The sequence below is a fragment of the Saprospiraceae bacterium genome (assembly GCA_026129545.1).
GTDB lineage: Bacteria > Bacteroidota > Bacteroidia > Chitinophagales > Saprospiraceae > M3007.
The window spans coordinates 1-13,766 of record JAHCHX010000007.1 but is presented as its reverse complement, the minus strand read 5'-3'; the positions used below and the strand labels follow the sequence as shown (position 1 = coordinate 13,766).

The window sequence follows — 13,766 nt, the reverse complement described above, 5'->3', positions numbered from 1 at the left end:
ACCTGACACCAAAATCTACGCCTTCTCGCCTCGCCGGGGGTTTTCAGACGGTTTCTTAGAAAAAATGAAGGCTCGTGCAACCTTTCTCCGCGCCGCGCCGCACTTGCTTTTTTAGTTGCTACGAGTTTGCGATAACGATTTTTTAACGGCAATTTTTTCACACAATGAAACTACGAATCAAATTACCCGGACTGGCGGTGATGGCTGCTTTTCTTGTGCTTTCTTGCGCGCGCTGCCAAAAAATGAACAACAGCGATGCAGCAACAGCCCGGAAGGTGGTGGAACGCGGGTTTTCCAACCCGCTGGCAATACCTGCCTTTGTAGATGGCTCCAATGCCGCTTTCGATGCAAAATCCGGCACGGCACAGCTCGGCACAGACGTAAGCGTGAATGCTTTGGGGTATGGCGGCGCTGCCATATTGGGGCCAACCATTCGGATCCGGCAGGGCGAAGGGTTCAATCTGGCATTTGCAAACAATTTGAGCGAAGCGACCAATATTCACTGGCACGGACTGGAAGTGCCTGCCGCGCAGGATGGCTACCCGACCGATGTGACAGCGCCCGGCGGCTCGTTCCAATACAACTTCCCGGTGAAAAACCGCCCCGGCACCTACTGGTATCACCCGCACCCGGACATGTCTACGGCCAGTCAGGCCTGGCGCGGGCTGGCGGGTTTCTTCGTGGTCACTTCGCCGGAAGAAGAATCCTTAGGTCTGCCTTCGGGCGAATACGACGTGCCGCTTGTGGTGCAGGACAAGCGGCTCGACGGCGGCCTGACCTACAACCCGGATACCGATGACCGCAGCATCGGAATGTTTGGCGAATCCATCCTGGTGAATGGCACGGCCTCGCCGGTGCTCGAAGTTGCCACCCGCACATACCGGTTCCGGTTGTTGAACGGCTCGAACGCCCGTATTTACAACTTCGCGTTTTCGAGCGGCGCTATGTTCCATCTCATCGGTTCGGATGGCGGTTTGCTGGATGCGCCGGTGTCGGTGTCGTCCGTGATGCTTGCGCCCGGCGAGCGGGCAGATATTCTGTTCGATTTCGACGGTCAGGCCATCGGCTCGGAATTGTACTTGCAGAGCAACGCTTTTGCCGGGACGGAGACGCAAGGGCAGCAGGCGTTTTACATCCTGAAATTGAAGGTGACGCGGCAAGAATCCGACAATACATCCATACCTGGCGCGCTGATGCCGGTTGAAAAAATACCAGAGTCGCAGGCGGTCGCCACGCGCACGTTCAACATCGGACACATGATGCAGCACGGCGGCATGGACGGTATGGTGATGCACCCAATAGACGGCAAAACATTCGACCCTGACCGCCGCGACGAAGTGGTGAAGGCCGGAACGGTTGAAATCTGGGAGTTCGACAATTCGGCAGGTACGGAGACGCACCCAATGCACCTGCACGCCGGGCAATTCCAGGTGCTATCCCGCAGCGGGGGCCGTGGGGCCGTCGAGCCTTGGGAACGCGGCTGGAAGGACACCGTGCTCGCTTTCCCCGGCGAAAAAGTGCGCATCATTGTCCGTTTTCCCGACCTCAAAGGCAAATTCGTTTTTCACTGCCACAACCTCGAACACGAAGATGGGGGGATGATGCTCAACTATGAAATCCAGTGACACGCCAATTCATTCATTCAAACATAAAATTTTACAAACATGAAGCAAATCATGCCCTTATTCTTCGCCGCTTTGTTCCTGTTCGGCGGGGTTTTTTACTCCTGTAAAAACGACGACCCGACCTTGACCGAAAACCTGACCGCCGAGTGGAATTCCACCGAAATCAAGGTTGACGGCGTAGCAGCACCGGCCTCGACGACGATGTTTCTGCACCTGCAAACGGGCGGCAACTACGAAATAACCACCAACATCACGCCCTTCACGCATCCCACTTCCGGCACATGGGCAGCGGATGAGGCCAATATGAAACTCACGCTGTCGGGCAATGTATGGACGATTCACCACCTCGAAGGCAATACCCTGCGCATCGGCAACACGGTGGACAGCGTGGAGGTGGAGATAGATTTTGAAAAATGATTCATCGGGGTTTATACAGGGTGTGTAGCTGGGTCGGGAGTTCCACAGCTCCCGCCCGGCTGACCCTGCTGTTGTACGTCAAAATTATTTGATGCTCGCGTTAAAAAATATTCAACATGAGAAGGTCAATGCTGCTGATCGCCGGTATGTTTTTTTCATGCGCTTCGCAAGGTCAATCGCAGCGGTTGATGTTGTTTGAAGAGTTCACGGGAGAAAACTGCCCGCCATGCGCCGTTTACAACCCCGGTTTGAATCAATTGCTCGATGCCAACGCTCAGAAAATTGTCTCTGTCAAGTACCAAACCGACATACCTTTCGGTACGCCCCGCTTGTACGACTACAACCCGGTGGATGTGGACGATGCGAGCATCTATTATTCCAACGCGTCCGCACCGTATGGCCACATGGACGGTAGTACATGGAGCGGTCCCGTGTTCGGTTTCAATCAGGCAATTTTGGACGCCCGATATGCCGTGTCATCGCCATTTGCCATTTCGGTTTCTCACGATTTTTCCGATGCACACGACACTGTTTTTACCCATGTCGTGATAACGGCGACACAAGCCATTTCAGGGATGCCCCAGTTGAGGGCAAAGATTGCCGTGACAGAGAAGGACATCACGGGCTTCACTTCGTACAACGGCGAGAATCATTTTCAGAACGTGATGCGAAAACTGTTGCCGGATGCAGTCGGCACACCCCTCCCGGCGGATTGGGCTGTCGGCGATTCGGTCGTTATCGAAGCGCAATGGGAGATTTACGCCGGGGACCCGACGCCCGACTGGACGCAATTGGAGGTCGTGGCTTTTGTCCAGAACGAGGCAAATAAAGATGTGATGCAGACGGGGTTTAACCCTGCACTCATTACTACCAGCGCTACCAATCCTGCTCTTGGTGAAAGAGAAATAAGTGTGTGGCCGAACCCGGTCACCGATAAGTTGAGCATACAAGCCGACTTTGAACACCCCACAGATGTTTCGATTTCAATGGTGGACGCGCGGGGGGCAAGCCCCTTGTGCCCCATCCATTTGCACGATGTGACCATGCTGAACGAACAGATACCCCTCTCGTCCATGCTTCCAACAGGGGTTTATATCCTGAAAGTCCAGACCGATGAAAACGTCATCGAGGTCAGGAAAGTCATTGTTCAATAAAACCGCCTCAACATGACGCTGTCTAAAAGAAAACAAGTCGCTTACAGGGCACTTGGCCGGGACGGGAGCTCCACACCTTCCGCCCGGCTTTTAAAAGAAAAAAGCAGGTTTTGAGGTGGTAGTTTTTGTTTACGTCCGGTGGCGCGGAACAGTTTTCGCGCCACCTTTTAAAAGAAGATTTTATGAAAAATGCTCTTTTACTGCTGATTTTGCTGGCTTTTGGCGCGAATTGCACCACGAGTAAGGTGTCAGCTACTGCCGCCGGAGATGCGACCGACTGGTTTTTTCATTACAACAAAGCCGTCGCCTACGAAGCACAAAAGAAGCACGGCAAAGCCTATAAGAGCCTAAACAAAGCAGCCGAACTCGCCATCGAGTCACTGAACGAAAAGAAAATGCTCGAACGGCTTCTGGCCGACCAGAACGGCACACTGCAATACCTCGCCGCCGGACCACAAAACCACAACTGGGGCCATATCCGAAAGGCGCTCGAAACAAGAGATTTGAAGTGGCTGAAAGAGGACGTATATCAAGACCCCTTCGACGATCACAGCGGGCATAAACATTAAAAGTGCGTGAAGGAATACCTGTTTTAAGAAAATGACGAATACAATGCTTGCCGCCCTCCTCCTAAAATTTGTTGTGTGCTTTTCGCTCGCCCGGGCGCAAGGGCCGCTGGACGGCTATATGAAAGGCGCCAAACACCTGGATGTGGCGATTTCCTATTCCGGGATGCAAGCCGAACAATTCAGCGGCGCAAACGGTAGCGTATTCAACTTGCCTTACCGTGGCAACTTGCTCAGTTTTTTTGCCGAATACGGGGTAACAGACCGGCTGGATGTGGTCGTGTCCGTGCCATACGTGTACACCAATCAAAACAGTGGGTTGCAGGACGGCGGATTGTACCTCAAATATCGCCCTTTACGGGTTGCGCTTGGTGATGCGGGGTATTTTAACGGCATTTTGGGCATTGGCAGTAGTTTTCCATTGAGCGACTACGCGCCTGTTACTGTCGGCGCTTTGGGGCAAAAATCTGTTGTCATACCGGTGCGGGCTCTTTTTCAATTTGAGTCCAAATTCGGTATTTTCATCAACCTGACGAGCGGGTACAACTGGCGGTTGGATGAAATTTCGGAGCGCGACCTGTCTGTCGTCCTCCAACAACGCCCTGATTATCAAGTTGTCAAGCCCAAGAGTTATGCTACATTTTTAGCAAAAATAGGTCTGCCCGCGGCACATTACTATTTAGATGCCTGGATAGAACGGCAAGTGACACAAGGCGGGGCGGATTTTGTGCCCGATGTGCCGGATTTACCACAGGCCTACGGCGTTTCGTACTGGCAATTCGGCGGTACTGCCTATTATTCGGATAACGGAAAAACGGGTTTCTATGCAAGTTTTGGGAAAATATCAAGCGGGCGGAATGTCAGCCGAATTTTTCGACTGACCGGAGGCGTCGTGTTAAAATTGAACTTTCAAAAAAACAACTCCGGCCATAAAAACTAAACGTATGGAAAATCACGAGCATCCCCACCCCACCCCGCCCCAAAGACAAGAACACCGATTATCACCGGCTGCCGCCAACGGCGTTCATGCTCATCATGCCTCGGCTGGCGGTGAGCACGGCGAACACGACAAACACAAAGGCCATTCGGTGGACGGTTTCCGGCGCAAATTCTGGTTGTCCCTGGCTTTGACCGTCCCCATATTGTTGCTGTCCGATATGATTCAGCACTTCTTTGGGTTTCACCTCGATTTTGCGGGGCGCAAGTGGGTGTTGTTCGGTCTATCCTCCATTCTATTTGCTTACGGCAACCAGCCGTTTTTGGCCGGGGCCGTGGCCGAATTGCGCCACCGCATCCCCGGCATGATGACGCTCATCGCGCTGGCCACGACAGTAGCGTTTGTGTACAGCGTGGCGGTCACTTTCGGGCTGCCGGGAATGGATTTTTATTGGGAATTGGCCACGCTTATCGTAGTGATGCTGCTTGGCCACTGGATTGAAATGAAAACCGTGTCGGGCGCGTCGCGGGCGCTGGAAATGCTGGTCAGCCTGATGCCCGCCGAGGCACACGTGGTGCAGGCCGACGGCTCGGTGCAGGACCACCCGATTCAGCACTTGCAAGTCGGTGAGGTGGTGTTGATAAAAGCCAACGAAAAAATACCGGCAGACGGTGAGGTGGTGGAAGGCGAGAGCTACGTCAATGAATCCATGCTGACCGGCGAATCGCAGCCGGTAGTTAAGGCGATCGGCGCAAAAGTCATTGCAGGAGCTGTGAACGGCAGCAGCACCTTGAAAATCCAGGTGACCAATGCCGGGCAGGACAGTTATTTGCAAAAAGTGGTGCGCATGGTGCAGGAAGCCCAATCCAGTAAATCTAAAACTCAAAACTTAGCCGACCGCGCCGCACGCTGGCTAACATACTTAGCCATTGTCGCGGGGCTGTTGACGTTGGGCTACTGGCTTTGGGCAGGGCAAACGACAGCCTTCGCGCTCGAACGTATGGTGACGGTGATGGTCATCGCTTGTCCGCACGCGCTGGGGCTGGCCATTCCGTTGGTGGTCGCCATTTCCACCGCATTGTCGGCGCAGCACGGATTGCTTATCCGCAACCGCACAGCTTTTGAAAATTCCCGCAAAATCACGGCCATCGTCTTCGACAAAACCGGCACGCTTACCGAAGGCGCGTTCGGCGTGAACCGCGTGGTGTCCGTGGCAACTAAATACAAGGAACAGGACATTCTGCAACTCGCCGCTTCGTTGGAACAAAACTCCGAGCACCCGATAGCGCAGGGAATTGTACGTTTCGCGGAAGAAAAGGGCGTTAAGTTGCTCGAAGTTCGCGATTTTCAGTCGCTCACGGCTCAGGGCATTCAGGGGAAAATCGGCGGGAAAGATGTGCTGGTGGTCAGCCCCAATTACTTGAAAAACAAGAAGATCGCCCTGCCGGAATCGGTTCAAAGCAAGGCGGCAGAAACCGTGGTGTTTGTGCTGGTGGATGGCCAATTGGTCGGATTCATCGCGCTGGCCGACCGGCTGCGCAAAACTTCCGCCGCCGCGGTCGCCGCTTTTCAAAATGACGGTGTAAAGGTCATCATGGCTACCGGCGACAACAAGCAGGTGGCTGAAAGTGTACGGCGCGAATTGCGGCTGAACGAAGTCTTTGCCGAGGTGCTGCCGCATCAAAAAGTCGAAATTGTAAAAGAACTTCAAGCCGAAGGCGAATTCGTGGCCATGACCGGCGACGGGGTAAACGACGCGCCCGCGCTCGCCCAAGCCGATGTGGGCATCGCCGTCGGCTCCGGCACCGACGTGGCTGCCGAAACCGCCGACATCATTCTGGTCAATAGCGACCCGCAAGACATCCTCCGTCTCGTGCGCTTTGGCAAGGCGACTTACCGGAAAATGATACAGAACCTGTTTTGGGCGACAGCATACAACCTCGTTGCGATTCCAGTCGCGGCAGGGCTGTTTTATCCAAAACTGATGATTTCCCCCGCATTTGGGGCAGTATTGATGTCTGTCAGCACCATCATTGTGGCACTCAACGCGCAGTTGCTGCGGCGGGGTTTGCAATAAGTTTCTTGTTAGTAATCGTCATTTTCATAAAGTAGGTTTTTCAACATGACGGCGGACTGCCGAAAAGGCGTCCGCCGATTTTGACAACCTTCTTTTTCAATATCAAATGCTATGTGGTCCAATATTTTGAAAGTGCTCAAATGGTTCATTCCAAAAAAGAAATGTTGCCAATGAAAACTACAACCACTGCCAATTATGTCCCGGCCCTGCGGTTTCGCTGGCTCACGCGCTGGTACGACGCACTGATGGCACGGGTATTCCCCGAAGCCCAGGTACGCGATGCCCTGATAAATAGCGCAGACATTCGCTCAGGCCAACAAATCCTTGATTTTGGCACGGGCACGGCTTCACTCGCCATCCGGCTCAAACAACGCCATCCGATGCCCGAAGTGGTCGGGGTGGATGTGGACCCGGAGGCGCTTGTGATAGCGCAACAAAAGGTGGAAAAAGCGGGTGTTTTTTTGGAGTTGGCGCAGTACAACGGCGAGATACTCCCCTACCCCGATGCCACGTTCGACCGGGTGGTGACTTGCTTGGTGCTGCATCACCTGGCTCCGGCACAAAAACGCCGAAGCCTGCGCGAATTGCGACGTGTGCTGAAACCCTCCGGCAGTCTGCATGTAGCCGATTGGGGCAAACCTTCCAACCGGCGGATGCGGCTGGCTTTCTACGTCGTGCAATTGCTCGACGGATTCAAAACCACCCGCGAAAACGTGCAGGGGCGGTTGCCACAGATTTTCCATGAATCGGGATTTGCCCTGGTGCAGGAAGCGCGTAAAGTAGATACCCTGTTCGGCACCATGCGGATTTACTCGGTTTTCGGCACAAAACATTGATAATCATGGACAAACAGCAGGCATATCGCGAATTGGTACAAAAACGCAAGGCCGTTGAGTTTCCGGCAGGGCTGCAAAATCCTTCGCAAATCGCCGGCGGGCAATTCGACTGCGAGCAGCTCGGCCCCTGGTCGCTTTGGCAGGGAAATCTGGATGCCGAACTGCTGGTAATCGGACAGGATTGGGGCGACGACAATTATTTCGTCAGAAACCAGGGGCGCGACACGGACGATAATCCGACCAACCGGGGTCTGCGCAAACTGCTGAGCAACATCGGCCTCGACCCCGGCCCGCCTTCGGCGCCTGTGGCACAACCCTTGTTCTTTACCAACGCTGTACTGGGCATCAAATCAGGCGGGATGTCGGCAGAATTGAAGCACGATTGGCTGCGGCACAGTTCTGTGCATTTTACCGCGCCGTTGATTGAAATCATCCAACCCCGGCTCATTGTCACGGTTGGTATCAGCGCTTTCAAGGCGCTCCGGCTTATTTTCCCTTCCCTGCCCTACGAGTCCATGAACGGATTGCTGAAATGCCCGCCGTTTCATTTGCCCGGCAAACGGATATTGTTTGCCATGTCGCACTGTGGCGGTTTGGGATTGGCGAACCGGACGATGGAGGAGCAATTGAAAGATTGGCAGAAAATCGGGCCGTATTTGCAAAATCCGGCGTCGCTGCTTTCCGGAAAACCGGAACAAAAAGTCAAACAGGAGCTCTGAATACTGCTTCCCCATGTTAACCATTGTCGTTGGCAAAATGCATCCGTCGTATGCTCCAACCTTTGCTCGAAATATTGATGAGTGTCAGCTCTTGCGTTGACTCCAATCATTCTTCGGCTATCGGAGATGGGGTATTTTTGTGTGAAATTATGAAACGCTTATCCATCATATTGTTTTCCGCTTATTATTTGCTCGCGGTGTCGGGGGTGACGGTTCACTACCATTACTGCTGTGGAAAACTGTCTTCGGTGGATTTGTACAGCCCGAGGAAGAACCCGTGCCCTTGCGGGGAAAAATCTGAAAAATCCGGGTGTTGCGAGCACAAAGTGCTGGCGTCAAAAACGGAAGATGGCTATAAACCGAATGTAGCGGCAATCGGGCTGCCCGTTCCGACGGAACTCCTGGCCACGACTGCACCCGCGATTGTCCTCTACTTATTTCCTCATTTTTCGGCTGAATCTTCGCCTAAACCCATCCTCTCCCAATGGCGAAGTTGTTATGAGGTGCCGCTTTTCCTTCTTTATCTGGTTCTGCGGAATTAGATGACTTTCTCTCCTATGGCCACAAGCCGGCTTACTCTGACGGAGTCCCTTTTCTGATGAAACAGGGCGTTGCAGGTATTGCTGTTGGCATCTGACCTTCGTTCCAAATCTCTTGTAAGTGCTTTCCCGGGTTTCGTACTGTTGAACCTTTTGAACAGGCGTATGCGTGTGTCCATCCTTTTGCACATCGGCGATGGCAGTAGTCGGCGTCTATCTGCCGGTGTTGCAAGTGTGCAAATTTTTTCAACTGAAAGATTATTCTCATGAAATCGAAGTATAAAACTGCCGCCATTCAGGCTGCACCCGAAAAAGTCTTCGCTCAAATGGATGACTTTTCAAAAACGGGGATGCACATGGGCGAAAATTCCATGATGATGATGGGAAGCAAATTGGCTTTGGAGCAAATTTCTCCCAACCCAACCGGCATCGGCGCAACGTACGGGTGGCGCGGAAAGATGCTGGGCATGGCCATTGATTTCAGGGAGGAAGTCAGGAAGTGGGAACCACCCAAACGGAAAGAATGGGAAACAATCGGAGCGGCTCAAATCATCATAATGAGTTGGTACCGCATGGGGTTTGAAATTACTCCTTCCGAAAACGGGGCCATCGTTACGATATTCATTGATTACGAGTCGCCGAAGGGCTGGTTTTATAGGTTGCTCTCCTTTCTTTTTGGAGGAATATACTGCAATTGGTGTCTGAACAATATGCTGAATGATACAAAAAAAGCCCTGGAATTGAAAAACAGTCGCTCTGAATAGATGACGATAAGTCTGAGGTAAACTCTTGGCATTCAACTCATTATCAAAATCTGACTTATTATGAAACATATCCTTCTGCTGCCGCTCACTGTCCTGTTTTTTACGGCAAGCGTCTGCGCCCAAGCCGATAGCAGCGGCCTATTCCGAACTGCAAAAGATTTCCTGAACGGCAAGCTGGATTTCGCCATCCGCTGCGACAGCCAATCGCACAAAATCAATGCCGACCCATTGTTCAAGCGAAACCAGGTGATTGTGAAACACAACGGCCAAACCTACAAACTGGCCAAAGACAGCGTGTACGCCGTTCGATATTGCTCCGGGGCCGTCGAGCGGCTCTTTCAGGGCAAGGTTTATCCGATGGTCAATCCGGGAGAAGCCATTTTGATTTACAAAGTCGCCATCCCTGCAATCGGAAAAACACCTGCTCAAACAAAATGGTATTTCAGCAAAGACGCGGCCTGGCCTATCCAGCCGCTCACGATAGGCAACCTGACAGGGGCTTTCCCCGATAACCATGCTTTTCACGATGCGATAATAGCCGAGTTTAAAACCGATGGAGAACTATCCCGGTATGACCCTGTGCATAAAATGATGCGCATCAACAGGTTGTACCTGAACGCTAAAATGTAATAATGTCATGAAATCCATAAAAGATATCAGCCTATCCCCCAAGCCCGGCAAACAGTACTGGAAAAACTGCCACCGCGAATGGCGCGAGGAGTTCATCTATTTCCTGCTGGTGGACCGGTTTCACGACAATGCCCAACGAAACCCACCGGCTTATGCTGACCGACATTCAGGGTTCGGAACCAAAGAACAATTGGTAAAAAGTTGCGGCGGCACGCTCCGGGGCATCACGCAGCACCTCGATTACATCAAAAATCTAGGCTGTACCGCGCTTTGGCTCAGCCCGGTTTTTGAGAACAACACCGATGCTTACCATGGTTACGCCATCCAGAATTACTTAGATGTGGACAAACGCTGGGGGACAAAAGAAGATTTGGAGGCATTGGTGGATGCAGCGCATGAACGCGATATGCGAGTATTCCTCGACATCGTGCTGGATCATTCGGGCGACAACTGGTTTTACGCCGATGGACACGATTATTTTTACTTTCAGGGCGAGCGGTTCCCATTCGGCGGCTGGCGGTCCAAAAACCGCCCCTTGCCGGTCGAGTTGCGCAACCCGGAACTATACAATCGCCAGGGGCAAATCCGCGATTACGATGCCTATCCTGAAACGCGTGACGGCGATTTCAACAACCTGAAAGCCTTTCGAAGCGACGATTCGCCGGAGGCGGAGTATGTACACGACTTGCTGGTTGATTTGCATTGCTACTGGATTCGGGAAGCGGATGTGGACGGGTTTCGCTTAGATGCCGCGAAGCACATGAGCGAAATTGACATCAGCCGTTTTTGCTCCGCCGTGCGGGAATACGCCTATACCTTAGGTAAGAGAAACTTCTTCCTGTTCGGGGAATTGATTGGCCCGGATGAAGTCAGCACCAATTATATCGGCCCGAAAACTTCGATATCCGTCAACGATAAAAACGTGTATTACGGGCTGAACTCCGTGCTGGATTTTCCGCTGCACGGTGCGCTTCCCGACGTAATAAAAGGCACGGCTTCGCCGGAAAGGCTTATCGAGCGTTATACCGCCCTGCAACGCAATGCCTTGGACAGGGGTGAATACGGCGAGTTTCTGGTAACTTTTGTGGACAACCACGACCAAGTCGGCCAAAACCCCAAACACCGTTTTGGGAGCGATGCGACGCCGGAGCAAATCGTAGCCGCCATCGGTTTTCTACTCTGCGCTATCGGCACACCTTGTATTTACTACGGCACCGAGCAAGGATTGGACGGCAGCGGCGACGGTGACTGGGCGGTACGGGAATGCCTGTTCGACCCGCGAGACAAAAAGACCAACCTGCTCAACCCGAACTCCCGGATTTATCAATCCATCGCCGCAATCGCCCAAATCAGGAAGTCAAGCCCGGTGCTGAAATTCGGACGGATGTTCATCCGCGAAATCTCGGGCGGCGGGCAGCATTTCCACCTGCCGGAATGTAACGAATGTACGCTGGCCTTTTCCCGCATTCTTTTCAAAAAAGAGATTTTGGTGGTTTTCAATTCATCCATGACCAGGACGAAAGAAGAATCTGTCCTGATTGATTTCGAATTGAATGAAAAGAAAACCGCTATGGAATGCTTGTACGGCGGGCTGGAAACCGTGCCGATTCTCGGCCACGAGGAACCGGAGCGAAATATCCGCTATGTGAACCTGACGCTGAATCCGATGCAATTCGTCATTTTAAAGACCGCGTCATGAAAAACTTTTTGATAATAATTAGCCTACTCTTTCTGGGTCAAGCCGCTTTGGCTCAGCAAATTCTTGGCGCCCCGGACGGCCACATCCAAGTCTGGGGCAAACATATGGACAGCGCGCTGGTGGCCGAGAGCCACGAGTTGAAGATGAAACTCAATTACGAGACGGCGGAAGTCGAGTTTCGGGTCGCGCTGAAAACCTTTACAAGCAACTGCGACTCGTTCAACGTGTTGGCCCGCGCCCACCCGGAACTGGAACTGGTATTCAAAGGGAAAATGGATGTGCCGTTTGTGAGCACCCAAGACCACCCGACGCAAACCTTCAAAATAGAGGGATTGCTCAACCTGAACGGCAAGGAACATCCCGCGATGCTCAACGCCAGTATCCGGCATGTATTTGCGGGCACAATGGCCTGCCGCTTATCGGCCAATTTTTCCTTTTTACTCAGCGATTTCAACCCCGGCTTGCTTCAACAGGGCTTCGATGACCGCGTTGAGGTCAACTTAAATGAAACGCTGATGAAACGCGCTAACGAATAAAACATTCAAACTATGAACTGGATAAAAATCATTGGCTTTTTGGCGATAGCCGGGCTGACCGCGATGGCCGGATGCCGCGCATACGACAAGGTGTACAGCGACTACGACCGTACGGCGGACTTTTCCCGGTATAAAACCTTCGCTTGGCTGCCCGACCGCGACACCGCCAATACGACTTTCAACAACCAAATCATCCGCAACAACACGCTTAATTATTTCACCCACTGCATGGGCGAACGCGCGTTACAGGCAGAATTGGACTCTCCGGATGTGTTGCTTCAATTGGTGGTGCGCAGCCTGCCCAAACAACTGACCATGACCTCTGCCGTGTACAGCGGTTCGCCGGGCGGCGGCAGATACAATCCTTATTACTACCCGCACCCCAACAACTACTACTACCACTCGCCCTTTTTCTACGGTAATACCCGATACGTGACGGAACGATACGATTACGCCGAAAGTACGATTACGCTGAATGTCTATGACCGTCGTCAGAGCCGGCTTGTGTGGACAGGAACTGCCCAGGGCGACCTTTTTGACCCGGCATACATGGCCGACAACCTGCACCCCGCGGTGTATCGCATTTTGAAGAAATTTCCGATAAGGCCACTGCAAAGGGAGAAAGCCCGGAATCACACTGCTACGGTGCAAAAACAGCATTGAGATACACCCGATAAACAGCATTGGTACAACAGATAAGCCGATGCGGCAACTGCCTTTTGCCACTAAAAAGAAAAACGTCATGAACGATTCAAATAAAATCACCCTGCAATCCCTTGGAGCGGCACAAACTGTGACCGGCTCCAAGCACTTGCTGCGCACCCCGGAACTGACCCTTTTGGTGGACTGTGGTTTGTTTCAAGGCATAAAAACCCTTCGCGAAAAAAACTGGGAGGATATCCCGGTCAATCCCGCCGAGGTGGATGCCCTGATACTGACTCACGCCCACCTCGACCACTGCGGTTACATCCCATTGTTTGTAAAACGGGGGTTTCGGGGCAAAATTTACATGACTCCGCCCACGGCAGACCTGGCAGAAATCATTCTGTACGACAGCGCCAAAATCCAGGTGGAAGATGCCGAACGAGCCAACCGGATGGGTTTTTCCAAACACAAATCCGCCCTGCCACTCTATGATGAGAAAGACGTGGACAAAGCAATTCCACTGTTTCAAACCGTCGAGCACAGCATCGAACACCGGCTTTCGCCTAAGGTCAGTTTTCTTTTCCGCAAAAACGGGCACATTCTCGGCGCCGCCTCTTCCGTG

The 13,766-nt window shown here is 52.6% G+C and carries 15 protein-coding genes; all 15 read left to right on the top strand.

Features of this window, described 5'->3' with window-relative positions; translation table 11 throughout:
• The first annotated feature begins 242 nt into the window (after window positions 1-242).
• Entirely contained in the window at window positions 243-1,625 is a 1,383-nt protein-coding gene (locus KIS77_22880) for a multicopper oxidase domain-containing protein (GenBank protein MCW5925180.1), read from the top strand.
• A gap of 51 nt (window positions 1,626-1,676) precedes the next feature.
• Window positions 1,677-2,042, top strand: a complete 366-nt coding sequence (locus KIS77_22875) for a hypothetical protein (GenBank protein MCW5925179.1) — start codon at window positions 1,677-1,679, stop codon at window positions 2,040-2,042.
• A 128-nt stretch (window positions 2,043-2,170) separates the two neighbouring features.
• A complete protein-coding gene (locus tag KIS77_22870; protein MCW5925178.1) occupies window positions 2,171-3,196 on the top strand; it encodes a T9SS type A sorting domain-containing protein in 1,026 nt (341 codons plus the stop codon).
• A gap of 182 nt (window positions 3,197-3,378) precedes the next feature.
• Window positions 3,379-3,765, top strand: a complete 387-nt coding sequence (locus tag KIS77_22865; protein MCW5925177.1) for a hypothetical protein — start codon at window positions 3,379-3,381, stop codon at window positions 3,763-3,765.
• A gap of 43 nt (window positions 3,766-3,808) precedes the next feature.
• On the top strand, window positions 3,809-4,702 hold the full coding sequence (locus KIS77_22860; GenBank protein ID MCW5925176.1) for a hypothetical protein: 894 nt from the start codon (window positions 3,809-3,811) through the stop codon (window positions 4,700-4,702).
• A 4-nt stretch (window positions 4,703-4,706) separates the two neighbouring features.
• Window positions 4,707-6,776 (top strand): copper-translocating P-type ATPase, encoded by a 2,070-nt coding sequence (locus tag KIS77_22855; protein ID MCW5925175.1) that lies wholly within the window; start codon window positions 4,707-4,709, stop codon window positions 6,774-6,776.
• A 170-nt stretch (window positions 6,777-6,946) separates the two neighbouring features.
• Window positions 6,947-7,612: a class I SAM-dependent methyltransferase gene (locus tag KIS77_22850; protein ID MCW5925174.1), complete on the top strand. Its 666-nt coding sequence runs from the start codon at window positions 6,947-6,949 to the stop codon at window positions 7,610-7,612.
• Between the two features lie 5 nt (window positions 7,613-7,617).
• A complete protein-coding gene (locus KIS77_22845) occupies window positions 7,618-8,331 on the top strand; it encodes a uracil-DNA glycosylase family protein (protein ID MCW5925173.1) in 714 nt (237 codons plus the stop codon).
• Window positions 8,332-8,480: 149 nt separating this feature from the next.
• Complete coding sequence (locus KIS77_22840; protein ID MCW5925172.1) at window positions 8,481-8,873, top strand: hypothetical protein; 393 nt, start codon at window positions 8,481-8,483, stop codon at window positions 8,871-8,873.
• 263 nt (window positions 8,874-9,136) lie between these two features.
• Window positions 9,137-9,634: an SRPBCC family protein gene (locus tag KIS77_22835; protein MCW5925171.1), complete on the top strand. Its 498-nt coding sequence runs from the start codon at window positions 9,137-9,139 to the stop codon at window positions 9,632-9,634.
• A 60-nt stretch (window positions 9,635-9,694) separates the two neighbouring features.
• Complete coding sequence (locus KIS77_22830) at window positions 9,695-10,264, top strand: hypothetical protein (protein MCW5925170.1); 570 nt, start codon at window positions 9,695-9,697, stop codon at window positions 10,262-10,264.
• A gap of 7 nt (window positions 10,265-10,271) precedes the next feature.
• Window positions 10,272-11,963: a hypothetical protein gene (locus tag KIS77_22825; GenBank protein MCW5925169.1), complete on the top strand. Its 1,692-nt coding sequence runs from the start codon at window positions 10,272-10,274 to the stop codon at window positions 11,961-11,963.
• Window positions 11,960-12,499 (top strand): YceI family protein, encoded by a 540-nt coding sequence (locus KIS77_22820; protein ID MCW5925168.1) that lies wholly within the window; start codon window positions 11,960-11,962, stop codon window positions 12,497-12,499. The genes KIS77_22825 and KIS77_22820 overlap by 4 nt, the downstream gene beginning before the upstream one ends.
• Before the next feature lie 12 nt (window positions 12,500-12,511).
• On the top strand, window positions 12,512-13,162 hold the full coding sequence (locus tag KIS77_22815; protein MCW5925167.1) for a DUF4136 domain-containing protein: 651 nt from the start codon (window positions 12,512-12,514) through the stop codon (window positions 13,160-13,162).
• A 79-nt stretch (window positions 13,163-13,241) separates the two neighbouring features.
• Window positions 13,242-13,766: MBL fold metallo-hydrolase (locus KIS77_22810; protein MCW5925166.1), on the top strand; the 525-nt coding region annotated here is incomplete at its 3' end.

Coding starts and splice junctions, on each gene's coding strand:
- KIS77_22840 (MCW5925172.1), top strand. CDS start 8,481: ATGAAACGCTTATCCATCATATTGTTTTCCGCTTATTATTTGCTCGCG.
- KIS77_22835 (MCW5925171.1), top strand. CDS start 9,137: ATGAAATCGAAGTATAAAACTGCCGCCATTCAGGCTGCACCCGAAAAA.
- KIS77_22825 (MCW5925169.1), top strand. CDS start 10,272: ATGAAATCCATAAAAGATATCAGCCTATCCCCCAAGCCCGGCAAACAG.
- KIS77_22845 (MCW5925173.1), top strand. CDS start 7,618: ATGGACAAACAGCAGGCATATCGCGAATTGGTACAAAAACGCAAGGCC.
- KIS77_22880 (MCW5925180.1), top strand. CDS start 243: ATGAACAACAGCGATGCAGCAACAGCCCGGAAGGTGGTGGAACGCGGG.
- KIS77_22815 (MCW5925167.1), top strand. CDS start 12,512: ATGAACTGGATAAAAATCATTGGCTTTTTGGCGATAGCCGGGCTGACC.
- KIS77_22875 (MCW5925179.1), top strand. CDS start 1,677: ATGCCCTTATTCTTCGCCGCTTTGTTCCTGTTCGGCGGGGTTTTTTAC.
- KIS77_22850 (MCW5925174.1), top strand. CDS start 6,947: ATGAAAACTACAACCACTGCCAATTATGTCCCGGCCCTGCGGTTTCGC.
- KIS77_22870 (MCW5925178.1), top strand. CDS start 2,171: ATGCTGCTGATCGCCGGTATGTTTTTTTCATGCGCTTCGCAAGGTCAA.
- KIS77_22865 (MCW5925177.1), top strand. CDS start 3,379: ATGAAAAATGCTCTTTTACTGCTGATTTTGCTGGCTTTTGGCGCGAAT.
- KIS77_22860 (MCW5925176.1), top strand. CDS start 3,809: ATGCTTGCCGCCCTCCTCCTAAAATTTGTTGTGTGCTTTTCGCTCGCC.
- KIS77_22830 (MCW5925170.1), top strand. CDS start 9,695: ATGAAACATATCCTTCTGCTGCCGCTCACTGTCCTGTTTTTTACGGCA.
- KIS77_22820 (MCW5925168.1), top strand. CDS start 11,960: ATGAAAAACTTTTTGATAATAATTAGCCTACTCTTTCTGGGTCAAGCC.
- KIS77_22855 (MCW5925175.1), top strand. CDS start 4,707: ATGGAAAATCACGAGCATCCCCACCCCACCCCGCCCCAAAGACAAGAA.